Genomic DNA, 17624 nt, shown 5'->3' on the forward strand with positions numbered 1-17624 from the left:
GGAGACCGGGCTTCTTCAGGTTCAGCTTCGGTAGAGCGAGACGACCGGCGATCCGCACGCGGCGGCCTCGCCGTACCAGCCGCCCCAACGGCTGTCGAGCGCCAGCTCGGCCAGCTCGGCCATGAGGTCCAGCTCCGACGGCCACACGTAGCGCACCGGCACCCGGGCGTCGGCCAGGAACAGCGTCTGACGCGCGCAGTCGTGCCCGGTCACCAGCGGGTGCGCGGCCCAGCGGGCCGGGTCCGGGTGGTGGCCCTGCACGACGAAAGCACCGCCAGGCCGCAGCAGCGCCGCCACCCTGCGGACCGCGCGCACCTGCTCCCGCTGCACGAGCAGCCGGGAAAGAACGTCCGAACCGGCGTACACGACGTCGAAACGCTGCACGGGCAGGCTGTCGAAGCCCGCTTCCGTGACGGCGTACCCCAGTTCCCCGAGCTCGGCCGCCACCGGACCCGCGCCCAGGACGAGCACCCGCGGGCGGCTGGCGACGCGATCGGCGACCTCGGCGAGGAACGCCGCCGCGCCGGCCGGGTCGGCCGCCAGCGGGGCGGACCACGCGTCGAGGGTCACGGCCGGGTTCTCGGCGATGCGGGTCGGCATCGGAGCCACCTCACTTCACGGACTGGTCGGATGCTCTCTACGCAGAGTGCCCGACCGACCTAAAGTCGACCTTGCGCGCGCGAAGGCGGCCCGTGCGCGGGGCACGGGCCGCCTTCGGCAACGCGGGAGGAATCAGCCGCGGGAGCGCTGGTGGAACTTCCGGATCGCGAGGTACGCGGCACCGGCGGTGATGACGCCCCACCAGGCCAGCGCGAGCCAGCCGGTCGAGCCCAGGTCCGTGCCGTTCATCAGGCCGCGGACGGCGTCGATCAGCACCGTCACCGGCTGGTTGTCGACGACGGCCCGCAGCACCGACGGCATCGACGCCGTGGGCACCAGCGCGCTGGTGGCGTAGGGGACGAACACGAGGATCATGCCCAGGCCACCCGCGCCCTCGACGGTCTTGGCGATCGACCCCAGCAGCGTGGCGAGCCAGAAGACGCCGGAGGCGAACAGCACCAGCAGCCCGATCGCGCCGAGCCAGCCGAGCACGCCGCCCGCCGGGCGGAAGCCGATGGCCAGGCCCACGGCGACCATCACCACGAACGAAAGCATGCTGCGCAGCACGCCGGAGACGACGTGGCCGACCAGCACGGCCGGGCCGGCCATCGGCATCGAGCGGAACCGCTCGACCAGGCCCTGCGTGAGGTCCGCGGCCACGCCGACCACCGTGGTCGTCGAGTTGAACGCGATACTGATGGCCAGCAGGCCCGGCACCAGGTAGTCGATGTAGGCCAGGCCGCCGGACATGTTGATGGCGCCGCCGAACATGAAGCGGAACAGCAGCAGGAGCACGATCGGCAGCGAGACCGCCTGGAACAGCATCTCCGTGTTGCGGAGGATGTGCTTGACGTTGCGGCCGATCAGCACGCGGCAGTCCGACACCACCAGCGCGAACGACGAACGGCTCGGGGTGCCGGGGATCTGCGTCCCTTCGACCTCCCTGGACAGGGTCTGGGTCATCGCTTCTCTCCCGCGGTTCCGGTAAGGGTGTGGAAAACGTCGTCCAGGGTCGGCTCGGAGAGCTCCAGCCCGGTGGTCTCGAGGCCCGCGTCGGCGACCTGGTTGAGCACCCGCCGGACCTGGGCGGGCTGGTCGATCGCGACGCTGACCGTGTCGTCGGTGAGCACGCCGCCGGTGACGCCGTGCGCGCGCGCCGCCTCGGTGGCGGTGGCGAAGGTGAGCTTCAGCCGCTCGGTCCCGACCTTGCGCTTCAGCTCGGCCGCCGTGCCCTCGGCGACCACGCGGCCCTTGTCGATGACCGCGATCCGGTCGGCGAGCTGGTCGGCCTCCTCGAGGTACTGCGTGGTGAGCAGGATCGTGGTGCCGCCGTCGAGCAGCTCGCGGATCGCGTCCCACATCGCCGAGCGGCTGCGCGGGTCGAGACCGGTGGTCGGCTCGTCGAGGAACAGCACCGGCGGCGAGGTGATCAGGCTGATCGCCAGGTCGAGCCGGCGGCGCATGCCGCCGGAGTAGGTTTTGACCGGGCGGTCGCCGGCTTCGGTCAGGTCGAACTGCGCGAGCAGCTCGGTGGCCCGGGTCTTCGCCGCCGGGGTGGCCAGGTGGAACAGCCGGGCCATCATCTCCAGGTTCTCGCGGCCGGTGAGCAGCTCGTCGACCGCGGTGTTCTGGCCGGTGAGGCCGATCTGCTCGCGCACCTTGCGCTTGGGCCCGGCGAGGTCGTGGCCGTTGATCGTCACGGTGCCGCCGTCGGCGTCCAGGAGGGTGCTGAGGATCCGCACCGTCGTGGTCTTCCCCGCGCCGTTCGGGCCGAGCAGCGCGAACATCGTGCCGCGCCGCACGCTCAGGTCGACGCTTTCCAGGACGTCCACGTCGCCATAGGACTTGCGCAGCCCCCGTGCTTCGATTGCGTAGCCGGTGACCATGGGTTACCTCTCCTCGTTCGGGTCAAGATCGTGGTGAAGCACGGGAAACTCTCCCCACCAGTGGGCCATAGCCGCGTCCACGGCGGCAATAATGGCCGGGGCGGGCCGGAATAGGGGTCGACTAGTCGTCGTCACCACCGCCGATCGCCATGCTGATCAGCGCGTCGGTGTCGAGGTCGTCGATCGTGGCCTCTTCGACGGCGTCCGGCTCCGCGGTGTCGTCCTCCGGCAGGCGGACGCCCGCCAGCTCCAGCAGCCCGTCCAGGAGCCCGGCGGCCCGCAGCTTCTCCAGCGGGATGCCCGCCAGCGCCTCGCGAACCCCTTGTTCCGTAACGGCTTCCTCGACGACCTCGACCTCGGCCGGGGCCAGTTCGCCGACCAGGTGCTCGGCGAGGACCCGCGGGGTCGGGTAGTCGAAGATCAGGCTCACCGGCAGCTTGAGGCCGGTGACGAGGCTGAGCTTGTTGCGGAACCCGGTGGCGGACAGCGAATCGAAGCCGACCTCGTTGAACGAGCGGTCCGGTTCCACCGCCTCCGGCTCGGCGTGGCCCAGCAGCGTCGCCGCGTGGGTGCGCACCAGGGTCAGCACGGTCGGGACGCGCTTGGCCACCGGCAGCCCGGCCAGCTTCTTCGCCAGGGACTCGGTGTCCTCGGCCGCGTCCTGCGCCGCACGGCGGCCGGGAGTGCCGGCCAGGCCGCGCAGGACGGCGGGCAGGTCGTCGTCGCCCGACGACGCCAGCACGCGGGTGTCCAGCGCGATCGGCACCAGCAGCGCCTCCGCGCCGCCGGCGGCCGAGTCCAGCAGCGCCAACCCGTCCTCAGTGGACAGTGCGGTGATGCCGGTCTCGCCGATGCGGTGCGCGTCCGCGTCGTCCAGTGCCTCGCCCATGCCGCCGGCCCACAGGCCCCACGCCAGCGACGTGCCGGCGAGGCCGTCCGCCCGGCGCCGGGCGGCGAGGGCGTCGAGGAACGCGTTGGCCGCGGCGTAGCTGCCCTGGCCCGGGGCGCCGAGGACGCCGGCGGCCGAGGAGAACAGCACGAACGCGCCGAGGTCGAGGTCGCGGGTCAGTTCGTCGAGCACCGAAGCCGCGTCGGCCTTCGGCCGCAGCACCGTGTCCAGGCGATCCGGGGTCAGCGACGTCAGGACGCCGTCGTCGAGGACGCCGGCCGCGTGCACGACGGCCCGCAGCGGCGCCTCCGCCGGGATCGCGGCCAGCAGTGCCGACACGGCGTCGCGGTCGGCGACGTCGCAGGCGGCGATGGTGACGTCGGCGTCGAGTGCGGCCAGTTCGGCCGCTCCCGGTGCGTCGGCGCCCCGGCGGCTGACCAGCAGCAGGTGGCGCACGCCGTGCTCGGCGACCAGGTGCCGGGCGACGGCCGAGCCCAGCGCGCCGGTCGCGCCGGTGACGAGGACCGTGCCTTCCGGGTCCCACACCGGGGCCGCGACCGCGTCGGCCGCCTTGGCCAGCCGCGGCACCAGCACCGCGCCGGCCCGCAACGCGACCTGCGGCTCGTCGGACGCCGCCACCGCGGCGAGCGTCCGGCCCGCCGGGGTGCCCGCGCCGAGGTCGACGAGGGTGATCCGGCCCGGGTGCTCGGCCTGCGCCGAGCGGACCAGGCCGGCCACCGCGGCGCCGACCGGGTCGGGGTTCTCCTCCGCCTCGGTCGCCACCGCGCCGCGGGTCACGACGATCAGCGACTCCCCCGGTCCGGCCAGCCAGGACTGCAGCAGGCCGAGCACGCGGTGCAGTTCGGCGTGCAGGTCGTCGCCGGCCACCGGCAGCACGGCCGGGCCGGTCGCCTCCGCCTCAGCACCCAGCGCTTCGGTGAGGCCGAAGGCGTCGGTACCCAGCACGGACCAGTCGGTGACCTCGGCGACCGCGTCGAGCTCGGCGGGTTCCCAGGCGACGCGGAAGAGCGTGTCGCCGCCACCGGCCGGGGCGGCCTGCGGAACGGCGGACATCGGGCGCAGCAGCAGGGACTCCACCGACGCGACCGGAGCCCCGGCACCGTCGGCGACGTCCAGCGCGACCGCGCCGGTGCCCGCCGGGCGGACGTGGACCCGCAGCGTCGTCGCGCCGACGGCGTGCAGGCGCACGCCTTCCCACGCGAACGGCAGGGCGGGCTCGCTGCCCGCCGCGCCGGAGACGCCGATGGTGTGCAGCGCCGCATCGAGGACGGCCGGGTGGACGCCGTAACGGTCCACGTCGGACACGGAGGCCGGGAGCCGGATCTCGGCGAACGCCTCGCCGTCGCGCTTCCAGGCCGCGACGAGCCCGCGGAACGCGGGACCGTAGGCCAGCCCGTCGCCCGCCAACTCCTCGTACGTGCCATCGAGGTTGACCTGCTCGGCGCCGGCCGGCGGCCAGGCCGTCAGGTCGAAGTTCGCCTTTTGGGCCGCCTTGGCGAGCTTGCCGGTGGCGTGCCGCGTCCACGCGCCGCTCGCACCCTCGGGTCGCGAGTGGACGCTGAACGCGCGGGTGCCGTCGGCCCCGGGGGCGTCGAGGGCGAACTGGACGCGAACACCGGTCCGCTCCGGCACGACCAGCGGGTACTCCAGGGTCAGCTCGTCCAGCCGCGGACAGCCCGCCTCGTCGCCCGCGCGGATCGCCATCTCGACGAACCCGGTGCCGGGGAACAGGATCGAGCCGCCGACGACGTGGTCGGCCAGCCACGGGTGGGTGCCCACGGAAAGCCGTCCGGAGAACAGCAGCCCGTCGGCGCCGGCCAGTTCCAGGGCCGACCCGAGCAGCGGGTGGTCCTCCTGGCTCACCGAGCCGGTGGTGCTCTCGAGCCAGAAGCGCTGCCGCTGGAACGGGTAGGTCGGCACCGCGACCGGCCGGGCGCCGGTGGGCTCGTACACCGCGGCCCAGTCGACGTCGGCGCCGCTGACGTGCAGCTGCGCGACGCCGGTCAGGGCGGCGACGGCTTCGTCGTTTTCCTTGTGCAGCAGCGAAGCCACGACCTCCGGCCGTTCGTCGAAGCACGCGGCCGTCATCGCGGCGAGCGTCGTGTCCGGGCCCAGCTCCAGGAACCGGTTGACGCCCTCGGCCGCGGCGCGGGTGACCGCGTCGGCGAACCGGACGCCTTCGCGCACCTGCTGGACCCAGTACTCCGACGAGGTCAGGTCGGCGCCCTCGGCGACGGTCGAGACGACCGGGATCCGCGGCGACGCGTAGGTCAGCTCCGCGGCGATCGCGCGGAACTCCTCGAGCATCGGCTCCATCAGGCGGGAGTGGAACGCGTGCGACACCTTGAGCTGCTTGGTGCGCTCGAACTTCGCCGCCACCGCGGCTACGGCGTCGGCCGCTCCCGAGATCACGACGGAGTTCGGCCCGTTGACCGCGGCGATGTCGACGCTGTCGTCGCGAACTTCCTCCGGCGTCGCTTCGATCGCCACCATCGCGCCGCCGGTCGGCAGCGCCTGCATCAGCGCACCCCGGGCGACGACCAGCTTGGCCGCGTCCGCCAGGGAGAACACGCCCGCGCAGTGGGCCGCGGCGATCTCGCCGATCGAGTGGCCGATGAGGACGTCCGGCTTGACGCCCCACGACCGCACCAGGCGGAACAGCGCGACTTCCAGCGCGAACAGCGCGGGCTGGGTGTAGCGGGTCTCGTCCAGTTCCTCGGCGACCGAACGGATCGGGCGGTCGAGGTGCCGGTCGAGTTCCGTGCAGACCTCGTCGTACGCGGCGGCGAACGCCGGGAACTGCTCGGCCAGCCGCGAACCCATGCCAGCGCGCTGCGCACCCTGACCGGCGAACAGGAACGCCGTGCGCCCACCGGCGGTCGCGATCCCGCTGACGACGCCGCGTGCCTCCTCTTCGTCGACGAGAGCGGCGAGACCGCGCACGAACTGCGGCGACCGCTGACCGATGAGCACCGCACGGCGGTCGAACGCACCGCGGGTGGTGGCCAGCGAGAAACCGATGTCGGCGAGGCTGCCTTCCGGATCCTCGTCCACATAGGACATGAGCTGCTCGGCCTGGGCGCGCAACGCCGCCGCACCGCGACCGGACACCGGCCACGCGACCGGACCTTCGTAGTCCTGCCCGCCGGTGACCTCGCGGCGATCGCCCTCCTCCAGGATGACGTGCGCGTTGGTGCCGCTCACCCCGAACGACGAGACGCCGGCCCGGCGAGTGTGCCCATTGGGCAGCCACTTCACCGGCTCGACGAGCGGCCGGACGCCACCGGACGACCAGTCGATCTCACTCGACGGGCGGCCGACGTGCAGCGTCGCGGGCAGCTCGCCCTGGCGCATGGCCATCACCATCTTGATGACGCCCGCCGCGCCGGCCGCGGCCTGCGTGTGGCCGAGGTTCGACTTGACCGAGCCGATCCACAGTGGGCGGTCGGCCGAGGTCTCCTTGCCGTAGGTGGCCAGCAGCGCCTGGACCTCGATCGGGTCGCCCAGCTTCGTGCCGGTGCCGTGCGCCTCGACGGCGTCGACGTCGGCCGCGGTGATGCCCGCGTCGGCCAGCGCGGCGCGGATCACGCGCTGCTGCGCGGGGCCGTTGGGGGCGGTGAGGCCGTTGGACGTGCCGTCCTGGTTGACCGCGCTGCCCTTGAGCACCGCGAGCACCGGGTGGCCGAGGCGGCGGGCCTCGGACAGCCGCTCCAGCACCAGCACGCCGACGCCTTCGGACCAGGTGGTGCCGTCGGCGTCGTCGGAGAACACCTTGCAGCGGCCGTCGGCGGCCAGCCCCTTCTGGCGGCTGAACTCGACGAACGTCTCCGGCGTCGCCATCACGGTGACACCGCCGGCCAGGGCGAGGGAGCAGTCGCCGCCGCGCAGGGCCTGGGCCGCCATGTGCATCGCGACCAGCGACGACGAGCAGGCCGTGTCGACGCTGACCGCCGGGCCCTCCAGGCCGAGGGTGTAGGACACCCGGCCGGTGACGATCGAGCCGGCGCTGTTTGCGCCCACGTAGTCGTGGTACTGGACGCCCGCGTAGACGCCGGTCGGGCTGCCCTTGAGCGACGTCGGGTCGATGCCCGCGCGCTCCAGCGCCTCCCAGCAGGCCTCCAGCAGGAGCCGCTGCTGCGGGTCGATCGCCGGGGCTTCCTTCGGCGAGACGCCGAAGAAGGTGGCGTCGAAGTCGCCGGCGTCGTGGACGAACCCGCCGCGGGCCACATAAGTGGTCCCGGGGCGGCGGCCGGTCGGGTCGAGCAGGCCGTCGACGTCCCAGCCGCGGTCGGCCGGGAAGTCGCCGATGGCGTCGCGGCCGCCGGCGACGAGGTCCCACAGCTGCTCGGGCGAGGTGACCCCGCCCGGCAGGCGGCAGGCCATGCCGACGATCGCGATGGGCTCGTCGGACGCGGTTGAAGCGAACGTGACGGCTTGGTCGGTCCCGCCGGTCAGCTCGGCGAGCAGGTGCGCGGCCAGCGCGGACGGCGTCGGGTGGTCGAAGATCAGCGTCGCGGGCAGCCGCTGCCCGGTCGCCGCGGTGAGGCCGTTGCGCAGCTCGATCGCGGTGAGCGAGTCGAAGCCGAGCGACTGGAACTGCGCGGCGGGCTCGATCTCGTGCGCGCCGCCGTAGCCGAGGACGGTGGCCGCGTGCCCGCGGACCAGGTCCAGCACGGCGTCGGCCCGGTCGGCCTCCGGCAGGGCGCGGAGGCGGGCGGCGAAGGAGTCTTCGGCGGCCGCGGACGCGCTCGCCGCGACGCGCCGGGTGGGCCGTCCGGTCAGCCCCTCCAGGGTCTTCGGGATCCGGTCCAGCTTCCGCAACGCCGGCAGGTCGAGCTTGACCGGCACCACGGCGGCCTGGCGGGACGCCAGCGCGCGGTCGAAGAGCTCGAGGGCGTCCGAAGTGGACAGGGGCACGATGCCGCCCGACGCCAGGCGCGCGACCTCGGCCTCGGTCAGGGTGCCGCCCATGCCGCCGACTTCACCCCACAGGCCCCAGCCCAGCGACAGCGCGGGCAGGCCGTGCGCGACGCGGTGGGCGGCGAGGCCGTCGAGGAACGCGTTCGCGGCGGCGTACCCGCCCTGGCCCGGCGCGCCGAGCACGCCGGATACGGACGAGAACAGCACGAACGCCGAGAGCGCGGTGTCGCGGGTGAGCTCGTGCAGGTTCAGCGCGCCGTCGACCTTGGGCCGCAGCACCGTGTCGATGCGCTCGGGCGTCAGCGCGGTGACGACGCCGTCGTCGAGGACGCCGGCGGCGTGCACCACCGACGTGAGCGGGTGCTCGGCCGGGATTGCGGCCAGGACCTGGGCCAGCGCGGCGCGGTCGGCGACGTCGCAGAGCGCGATGTCGACGTGCACGCCCAGTTCGGCGCCCAGGCTTTCCAGCGCGGGCGTGCTGCGGCGGCTGACCAGCAGGAACCGCCGGACGTCGTGCTGTCCGGCCAGATGCCGGACGAGCGCGCCGCCGATCGCGCCGGACGCGCCGGTGACCAGGACGGTGCCGCCCGGGTGGAAGTACGCCGGTTCGGCGGCCGCCGCGGTGCGCACCAGCCGCGGGACGAGGACCGCGCCGAAGCGGACCGCGGCCTGGGCTTCGCCGGTGGCGAGGACCTGCGGGAGGACCTCGGCCGCGGTGCTTTCCGCGTCCAGGTCCAGGAGCACGAACGTGTCCGGGTTCTCCTCCTGCGCCGAGCGCACGAGTCCCCAGGCCGCGGCCGCGGCGAGGTCGGTGACGCCCCCGGCCGCCGCGACGGCACCCCGGGTGACGACGACCAGGCGCGCGTCCTCCGGGTGGTCGGTGGCGAGCCAGTTCTGCAGTGCGCCGAGCACGCGGTGGGTCAGCTCATGGGTGTCGGAACCCGAGGCGTCGAAGACCTCGGTGGCCGACGTGTCCACAGTGGACTCCGCGCCGATGCGCTGCCACTCGACCCGGTAGAGCGGGGCCTCCGTCGCGACCGGCGCGGTGAACGCGCGGAACACGGTCTCGGCGACGGTGGCGACCGGCGCCCCGGTGGAGTCGGCGAGCGCGACCGCGAAGCCGTCCTCGGTGGTCGGCGTGAACTTCACCCGCAGCGCCGAAGCGCCGGTGGCGTGCAGCTCGACGCCCGTCCAGCAGAACGGGACGCGGCCGACTCCGCCGTCTCCCCCGCCCGCGACGCGCAGGGCGTGCGTGCAGGCGTCGAGCGCGGCCGGGTGGAGGCCGAAGCGCTCGGCGTCGCTGTCCTCGGGCAGGGCGACCTCGGCGAAGACCTCGCGACCGCGGCTCCAGACCGCGCGCAGCGAGCGGAACAGCGGGCCGTAGGTGAGGCCGGTGCCGGCGAAGTCGTCGTAGAGGCCGTCGATCGCGACGGGCTCGGCGCCGGCCGGCGGCCATTCGGTCAGTTCGGTCCCGCGGTGCGCCTGCGGGGCGACGGTGCCGTCGGCGTGCGCCGTCCACGGGTCGTCGGAATCCTCGAGCCGTGAGTGGACGCTGACGGCGCGGACGCCGTTCTCCCCCGCGGCCCCGACCGTGACCTGCACCTGGACGCCACCGCGGTCCGGGACGACCAGGGGGCTGCCGAGCGTCAGTTCCTCGATGCGGCCGCAGCCGACCTGGTCGCCGGCGCGGATCGCCAGCTCCAGGAAGGCCGTGCCGGGCACGGTGGCGACGTCGCCGAGACGGTGCTCGTCGAGCCACGCGTGGGTTTCCAGCGAGAGGCGGCCGGTGAGGACGACGCCGTCGGTGTCGGCGAGCGCGACGGCCGCGCCGAGCAGCGGGTGCCCGGCGGAGGTGAGGCCGGCGGCGGACACCTCGTCGCGGTTGGCGCGGGCGTCGATCCAGTAGCGCTTGCGCTGGAACGCGTACGTCGGCAGCTCGACGCGCCGGACGCCGCGGCCTTCGAAGACCGCGGCCCAGTCCGGGTTCAGGCCGCTGACGTACAGCTCGGCCAGCGCGGTGAGCGCGGTGGCGGGCTCGGGCCGGTCCTTGCGCAGGACCGGCACGACGACCGCGTCCGTCGCTTGCCGGGTCAACGCGGACAGGACGCCGTCCGGCCCGACCTCGACGAACCGCGAGACGCCCTGGGTGCTGAGCGTGGTGAGGCCGTCGTGGAACCGGACAGCCGCGCGGACGTGCGAGACCCAGTACTCCGGCGTGGCGACCTCTCCCCCGGCCAGTGCCCCGGAGACGTTGGAGACCAGCGGGATCTCGGGCTGGGCGAAGGTGAGGGTGCCGGCGAGCGCGGCGAACTCGGCCAGCATCGGCTCCATCAGGGGCGAGTGGAAAGCGTGCGACACCTTGAGCTTCGACGACTTGCGGTCCTCGAACCGCGCGACCACGGCCGTGACGGCGTCCTCGGTGCCGGACAGCACGACGGAGTCCGGGCCGTTGATCGCGGCGATGCTGACGCCGTCGGTCAGATGCGGCGTGACCTCGTCCTCGGTCGCCTGCAGCGCGACCATCGCCCCGCCGGCCGGGAGCGCCTGCATCAGCTTTGCCCGGGCGGCGACGAGCTTGGCCGCGTCGGCCAGGGACAGGACCCCGGCGACGTGCGCGGCGGCCAGCTCGCCGACCGAGTGGCCGAGCAGGAAGTCGGGCTTGATGCCCCACGAGGACAGCAGCCGGAACAGCGCGACCTCGATCGCGAACAGCGCGGGCTGGGTGTAGCCGGTCTGGTTGATCAGGCGCGGCTTGTCGAAGACGACCGTCTTCAGTGGACGGTCGAGGTGCCGGTCCAGCTCCGCGCAGACCTCGTCCAGCGCGGCGGCGAACACCGGGAACGCGGCGGCCAGCTCGGCCCCCATGCCCGCGCGCTGGGCGCCCTGGCCGGAGAACAGGAAGGCGGTGAGCCCTTCGACGGACGTGCCGGTGACCAGCTCCCCGGCCGCCAGGGCGGTCAGCCCGGCCTTGCCGTCGAGCACCACCGCGCGGTGGCTCAGCGGCGACCGGGACGTCGCCAGCGAGAACCCGAGGTCGAGCGGCGACACATCGTCCACAACGGACAGCAGCCGACCGGCCTGTGCCTTGAGCGCGGTGGCGCCGTGCCCGGACAGGGGCCACGGGACCGGCACTTCCGAAGGCCAGCTCGGTGTGACTTCTTCGGTCTCGATGGCGGGCGCTTCTTCGACGATCACGTGGGCGTTGGTGCCGCTGACGCCGAACGAGGAAACACCGGCGCGGCGCGGCTTCTCCCCCGCCGGCCACGGACGCTCCTCGGTCAGCAGCGAGACGTTCCCGGCGGTCCAGTCGACCTCGGTGCTCGGCTCGGTGACGTGCAGGGTCTTCGGCAGCAGGCCGTTGCGCAGGGCCTGCACCATCTTGATCACGCCGCCGACGCCTGCCGCGCCCTGGGCGTGGCCGATGTTCGACTTGATCGACCCGAGCCACAGCGGGCGGTCGCGGTCCTGGCCGTAGGTGGCGAGCAGGGCCTGGGCCTCGATCGGGTCGCCGAGCGTGGTGCCGGTGCCGTGGCCCTCGACGGCGTCCACATCGGACGCCGACAGCTGCGCGTTGGCCAGTGCCTGGCGGATGACGCGCTGCTGGGACGGGCCGTTCGGGGCGGTGAGGCCGTTGGACGCGCCGTCGGAGTTGACCGCGGTGCCGCGCACGACGGCGAGGACCTGATGGCCGTTGCGGCGCGCGTCGGACAGCCGCTCCAGCAGGAGCGTGCCCGCGCCCTCGGCCCAGCCGGTGCCGTCGGCGCTGTCGGAGAAGGGCTTGCAGCGGCCGTCGGCGGCGAGGCCGCGCTGGCGGCTGAACGCGACGAACGGGCCCGGCCGCGACATCACCATGACGCCGCCGGCGAGCGCCAGCGCGCAGTCGCGCTGCCGCAGCGCCTGCACGGCCAGGTGCAGCGCGACCAGCGACGACGAGCAGGCCGTGTCGATCGTGATGGCCGGGCCTTCCAGGCCCAGCGCGTAGGCGATCCGGCCGGAGATGACCGAGCCGGCGTTGCCGGTGCTCAGGTAGTCCTGGACCTCGCCGGCGAGCACGGCTTGGGGCAGCTCGTCGTAGTAGTCCTGGTCGCCGCTGCCGAGGAAGACGCCGACCTGCTGCTTGGCCAGCGAGTGCGGCGCGATGCCGGCGCGTTCGAAGGTCTCCCAGGCCAGCTCCAGCGTGAGCCGCTGCTGCGGGTCCATGGCGAGCGCCTCGCGCGGCGAGATGCCGAAGAAGGGCGCGTCGAACTGGGCGACGTCGTGGAGGAAGCCACCCTCGCTCACGTAGCTCGTGCCCGGGCTGTCGGGATCGGCGTCGAACATCGTGTCCAGGCCCCAGCCACGGTCGGTCGGGAACGGCCCGATCGCGTCCCGGCCCTGCGCCACCAGTTCCCAGAGGTCCTCCGGGGACCGGACGTCGCCCGGGTACCGGCAGCCCATCGCGACGATGGCGATCGGCTCGGCGTCGGCGGCCTCGACCTCGCGCAGCCGCTCCCGCGTCTCCTGCAGGGTGGCGGTCACCCGCTTCAGGTAGTCGACCAGCTTGCTTTCGTCAGTCATCGTGGACATACCTCTCAGGCGCCGAGCTCGTTGTCGATGAGGGCGAACAGCTCATCCGTGGTCGCGGTCTCCAGCACGTCGGTGGTCTTCGCGCCGGACAGGGTCTTGTGCAGGGTGGTGACCATCGCCTGCAGCCGGGCGACGATCCGGGACCGGTCGATCTCGGCCGCGTCCAAAGTGGACGCGACGGCTTCCAGCCGGTCCAGCTCGACTTCCAGCGGGACCGCGGCCTCGCCGCCGCCCAGCTGGGTCCACAGGTGCTCGGCCAGCGCCTGCGGGTTGACGTGGTCGAAGGCGACGGTCGCCGGGAGCTTCAGGCCGGTGGCCACACCGAGCCGGTTGCGGAGGTCGACCGCGGTGACCGAGTCGAAGCCCAGCTCCTTGAACGCGCGCGCGGGTTCGACCGCCGAGCCGCCGTCGTAGCCGGCGACCACGGCGACCTCGCCGCGGACCAGCTCCAGCAACGTCCGCTTCTGTTCGGCGGGTGTGAGCGCGGCCAGCTTCGCCTTCAGATCGCCGTTGTCGGCCAGGGCTTCGGTCTTGTCCTCGGCGACCTCGGGCAGTGCGCGCAGCAGCGGCCGCGGGCGGGCGAGCTGGTACACCGGAGCGAACGCGGCCCAGTCGATGTCGGCGACGACCAGGTGGGTCTCGTCGTGGTCGAGCGCGTGGCCCAGTGCTTCGACGGCGAGCTCCGGCGCCATCTCGGCCAGGCCCATGCGGCGCAGCAGGTCACTCGCCTCGGCGTCGACCATGCCCCCGCCGCCCCAGGAACCCCAGGCGATCGCGGTCGCTTTCCGGCCGGCCGCCCGGCGGCGGCGGGCGAGCGCGTCGAGGTAGGCGTTGCCCGCGGCGTAGGCGGGCTGGCCGGAGGTGCCCCACACCGCGGCCCCGGAGGACATCAGCACGAACGCGTCCAGCTCGGTGTCGCCGAGCAGCTCGTCGAGCAGCGCGGCCCCGGTGACCTTGGCCCGGGTGGCCGCGGCGAACTCGGCGGGCGTGACGTCGGACAGCGGCGACTCGGCGGTGAGCACGCCCGCCGCGTGCACGACCGCCGTCGGCGGGTGCTCGGCCAGCAGCGCCTTCACCTGCTCCTTGTCGGAGACATCGCAGGCCACGACCGTGGCACCCAGCTCGCCGGCCAGCTCACGCGCGCCTTCGGCGTCGAGGCCGCGACGGCTGGTGAGCACGATCTTTTCGGCGCCCCGGCCGGCCAGCCAGCGGGCGACGTGCGCGCCGACCGCGCCGGTCCCGCCGGTGACCAGGACGGTTCCGCGTGGCTGCCACTCGTCCGCGGTGCCGGTCAGCGGGGCGTGGACCATGCGCCGGGCGAACACGCCGGACGACCGGATCGCGACCTGGTCCTCACCGTCCACCCCGGACACGACCGCGCCCAGGCGGGCGGCGTCGGCGGGGCCGTCGACGTCGACCAGGCCACCCCAGGTGGCGGGCTGGTCGAGCGCGGCGACCGTGCCGAGGCCCCAGACCGCCGCGGCGGCTGGGTCGGCGTCGGAGAAGGCGTCCACCGCGACCGCGCCGCGGGTGACGACCCAGGCGGGAGCGTCGACGCCGGTGTCGCGCAGCGCTTGCAGCAGCGCGATGGTGGCGGCGACCGCGGTGCTGAGCGCGGGGTGTTCCGGGTGTTCCCGGGTGTCGAGGGCAAGCAGCGACAGCACGCCGTCGAACGGCCGTAGCGCGGTGGCTTCGGTCAGCAGCTCCGTGAGGGCTCCGCGATCGGCCGTCGCGATGACCCGCACGACGTCGCCCTGCACGGCGAGCGCGTCGGCCAGCTCGGCCGCCGCGGGGACGTCCGCGGGCACGACGACCAGCCAGGTGCCGGTCAGGCTGCCCGTGACGCTCACCGGCGCCCAGTTCACGCGATAGCGCCAGGACTCCACTGTGGACAGGTCGGTGCGGCGGCCGTGCCACGCGGCCAGCGCCGGGACGATCTCGCCCAGTGGCGCGGTTTCGACGCCGAGCCGGGTGGCCAGCGCGTCGACGTCGCCGCTCGTGACGTCCTGCCAGAAGTCCTGGTCGGCGACCTGAGTGCTGGTGGCCGGTGCCGAGGTTTCCTCTTCGAGCCAGAAACGCTTGTGCTGGAACGGGTACGTCGGCAGGTCGGCGATCCGGCCGCCGGGCACCAGCGACGCCCAGTCCGCCGCGCCGCCGCGGACCGAGTGCTCGGCCAGCGACGTCGCGAACCGGGTCATGCCGCCTTCGTCGCGGCGCAGGGTGCCGGTGACGGACCCGCTGTGCCCGCCCTCGTCGAGGGTCTCCTGGATGCTCATCGCGAGCACCGGGTGCGGGCTGACCTCGACGAACCGGGTGTAGCCGGCCTCGGCGAGCTTGGCGACGACCGGGGCGAACCGGACCGTCGTGCGCAGGTTCGTGAACCAGTACCGGGCGTCCATGGTGGCGCCGGGCTCCTCGGTCACCGTGGACGTCATGGCGACGCTCCCGGCGCCGGGCTCGATCGGCCCGAGGTCGGCCAGCAGGCGGTCGGCGAGGTGCTCGACGTGCGCGGAGTGCGACGCGTAGTCCACCGGGACGCGCTTGGCGCGGAAACCCTCCGCGACGAGCTGGTCGCGCAGCTCGTCGAGGGCGTCGCCGTCGCCGGACAGCACGGCCGACGTGGCGCCGTTGTCGGCGGCCAGGGAAATCCGGCCGTCCCAGGCGTCGAGGCGGGTCAGCAGCTCGGCGGCGGGCAGGCCGGCGGCGAGCATACCGCCGCCGCGGCCGCCGAGGACGTCCCCGATCGCCTTGCTGCGCAACGCGACCACGCGAGCGCCGTCCTGAAGGGACAGTGCCCCGGACACGCTCGCCGCGGCGATCTCGCCCTGCGAGTGGCCGATCACCATGTCCGGCTCGACGCCGTGCGCGCGCCACAGCGCGGCCAGCGACACCATCACGGCCCACAGCATCGGCTGGACGACGTCGACCCGGTCGGCGGGCGGGGTGCCCGGCTCACCGTGCAGAACGTCGATCACCGACCAGCCGGTGAACTCGTGCAGCGCGGCGTCGCACTCGGCCATCCGGGCGGCGAACGCGGGCGACTGGGTCAGCAGCTCGGTCGCCATGCCGGTCCACTGGGAACCCTGGCCGGGGAAGACGAACACGGTCTTGCCGCGGACGTCGGCGGTCCCGGTGACGACGTCGGGACGCGAGCCGCCCGCGGCGAGCGTCTCCAGAGCCTGCTTCGGGTCGGTCGACAGCACCACCGCGCGGTGGTCGAGCCGCGCCCGGCCGGTGGCGAGGGTGTGCGCGACGTCGACCAGGTTGCCGTCCACATGGGACGCGAGCCGCCCGGCGGCCTCGGCGAGCGCGGCCGGGGTCTTGGCCGACAGGACCAGCGGGTGGACCGCGGGCCGCGGCGGCTCGACGGCGTCGCTCTCGGGTGCCTGCTCCAGGATGACGTGCGCGTTGGTGCCGCTGACGCCGAACGACGACACGGCGGCCCGGCGCGGCCGCCCGACCTCGGGCCAGTCGCGCGGCTCGGTGAGCAGCTCGACCGCGCCCGCCGTCCAGTCGACGTGCGTCGAGGGCGTGCCGACGTGCAGGGTGCGCGGCGCCTTGCCGTGCCGCAGCGCCTGCACCATCTTGATCACGCCGGCGACGCCGGCCGCGGCCTGCGGGTGGCCCATGTTGGACTTGATCGAGCCGAGCAGCAGCGGCTCGCCCGTGGTGCGCTGCCCGTAGGTCTCCATCAGCGACTGCGCTTCGATCGGGTCGCCGAGCGCGGTGCCGGTGCCGTGCGCCTCGACGAGGTCCACATCGGACCGCGACAACCCGGCGTCGGCGAGCGCGGCCTCGATCACCCGGACCTGCGACGGGCCGTTGGGCGCGGAGAAGCCGTTGCTGGCGCCGTCCTGGTTGATCGCGGACCCGCGCAGCAGCGCGAGAACGCGGTGACCGTTGCGCCGCGCGTCGGAAAGCTTCTCCAGCACGAGGACGCCGACGCCTTCGGCCCACGACGTCCCATCAGCGTCGTCCGAAAAGGACTTGCTGCGGCCGTCCGCGGAGAGCCCGCGCCGACCGCTGAAGTCGACGAACATCTCGGGGGTGCCCATGACGGCGACGCCGCTGGCGAGCGCGAGGGAGCAGTCGCCGTCCCGCAGGCCCTGGGCGGCCATGTGCAGCGCGACCAGCGACGACGAGCACGCGGTGTCGACCGAAACGGACGGTCCTTCGAGGCCGAGGGTGTAGGAGACCTGGCCGGAGACGAGGCTGCCGTCGGGGCTGCCGCCGCTGTAGTCGTGGTACATGACGCCGGCGTAGACCCCGGTCGGGCTGCCCTTGAGCGAGTGCGGGTCGAGCCCGGCGCGTTCGAAGGCCTCCCAGGAGGCTTCGAGCAGGATCCGCTGCTGCGGGTCGGACCGGCGGGCGTCCCGCGGGCTGATGCCGAAGAACTCGGCGTCGAAACCCGGGGCGTCGTAAAGGAAACCGCCGTGGCGCGTGTAGGTCTTGCCCGGCCGGTCGGGGGTGGGGTCGTAGATGCCCTCGAGGTCCCACCCGCGGTCGGCGGGGAACTCCCCGATGACGTCCCGCCCCTGGTCGACCAGGTCCCACAGGTCGTCCGGTGTCCGGACGCCCCCGGGGTAGCGGCAGCTCATGCCGATGATGGCGATGGGTTCGGTGTGCTGAGCTTCCAGTTCCTGCACGCGGCGGCGGGCCGCCTGCAGGTCCGCCGTCGCGCGCTTCAGGTAGTCGCGGAGCTTGTCCTCGTTGCTCATGGCTTTCCCGTTCATCGAAGCTCC

4 protein-coding genes and 1 pseudogene are annotated in these 17624 nt (G+C 73.8%); all 5 read right to left on the reverse strand.

Features of this window, described 5'->3' with window-relative positions; all coding sequences use genetic code 11:
• Positions 1-21 precede the first annotated feature (21 nt).
• Positions 22-600, reverse strand: a complete 579-nt coding sequence (locus tag ABFJ78_RS31845; protein ID WP_436390286.1) for a hypothetical protein — start codon at positions 598-600, stop codon at positions 22-24.
• Between the two features lie 132 nt (positions 601-732).
• The gene (locus ABFJ78_RS31850; RefSeq protein ID WP_436390288.1) at positions 733-1563 is read right to left on the reverse strand and encodes an ABC transporter permease; all 831 of its coding nucleotides are present in this window, start codon (positions 1561-1563) and stop codon (positions 733-735) included.
• Positions 1560-2486 (reverse strand): ATP-binding cassette domain-containing protein, encoded by a 927-nt coding sequence (locus ABFJ78_RS31855; protein WP_436390290.1) that lies wholly within the window; start codon positions 2484-2486, stop codon positions 1560-1562. The genes ABFJ78_RS31850 and ABFJ78_RS31855 overlap by 4 nt, the downstream gene beginning before the upstream one ends.
• A gap of 121 nt (positions 2487-2607) precedes the next feature.
• Positions 2608-12873 carry an SDR family NAD(P)-dependent oxidoreductase gene (locus tag ABFJ78_RS31860; RefSeq protein ID WP_436390292.1) on the reverse strand — a complete coding sequence of 3422 codons (10266 nt, stop codon included), beginning with the start codon at positions 12871-12873 and terminating at the stop codon, positions 2608-2610.
• Between the two features lie 14 nt (positions 12874-12887).
• Positions 12888-17561, reverse strand: a pseudogene (locus tag ABFJ78_RS31865) (type I polyketide synthase); the annotation flags it as partial.
• Positions 17562-17624 lie beyond the last annotated feature (63 nt).

The organism is Amycolatopsis sp. MEPSY49, from assembly GCF_051337345.1.
Classification (GTDB): domain Bacteria; phylum Actinomycetota; class Actinomycetes; order Mycobacteriales; family Pseudonocardiaceae; genus Amycolatopsis.

Excerpts from the sequence above, each read along its gene's own strand:
- ABFJ78_RS31850 (WP_436390288.1), bottom strand. The coding sequence starts at position 1,563 with ATGACCCAGACCCTGTCCAGGGAGGTCGAAGGGACGCAGATCCCCGGC.
- ABFJ78_RS31845 (WP_436390286.1), bottom strand. The coding sequence starts at position 600 with ATGCCGACCCGCATCGCCGAGAACCCGGCCGTGACCCTCGACGCGTGG.
- ABFJ78_RS31860 (WP_436390292.1), bottom strand. The coding sequence starts at position 12,873 with ATGACTGACGAAAGCAAGCTGGTCGACTACCTGAAGCGGGTGACCGCC.
- ABFJ78_RS31855 (WP_436390290.1), bottom strand. The coding sequence starts at position 2,486 with ATGGTCACCGGCTACGCAATCGAAGCACGGGGGCTGCGCAAGTCCTAT.